Here is a 523-nt window from a genome sequence, read left to right on the forward strand (position 1 = left end):
GCCCAGGCGGCGACGGCGGCGAAGTAGCCGTCGGCGGAGGTGGCCAGCCAGACGGCGGCGGGTGCCAGGACGAGGAAGGGGGCGGCGCGGCGGGCGGTGTCCTCGGTGGTGAGGGCGCGCAGAGTGATGAGGATGGCGGCGGTGATGGTGGCGCTGGCCAGGACGCAGAACAGGCCGGCCCAGGCGCCGCCTTCCAGGCCGATCCGGTCCAGCGCGACGAACGTCAACGTCGCGCCGGGCGGATGCCCCGCCACGTGCGCCGGCCACCGGTCCTCGGAGCCGTAGGCGATGTGGTCGGTGAAGGTCCGAAGGAAGTGGCCGAGGTTCCCGGCGTCGATGTCGTCGACGACCGCGAGGTACTCGTTGTGCTCCGCCAGCCGGGTGGCGACGCCCCGCTCCCAGCCGTCGACGAGGGCCAGGGCGAGCAGCCAGGCCAGGGACGCGCCGGTGGCGGCGAGCGGCAGCCACCGCCAGGACAGGCGACGGGCCACGGCCGGCCCGTGGAGGACCACCAGCGCCGCCA

Annotated in this window: 1 pseudogene; it reads right to left on the reverse strand. The window is 75.5% G+C overall.

Going from position 1 to position 523, the window contains the following annotated elements:
• Positions 1 to 523, reverse strand: a pseudogene (locus ACTWP5_RS32130) (hypothetical protein); the annotation flags it as partial.

The organism is Streptomyces sp. 4N509B, assembly GCF_052245655.1.
Taxonomy (GTDB): Bacteria; Actinomycetota; Actinomycetes; order Streptomycetales; family Streptomycetaceae; genus Streptomyces.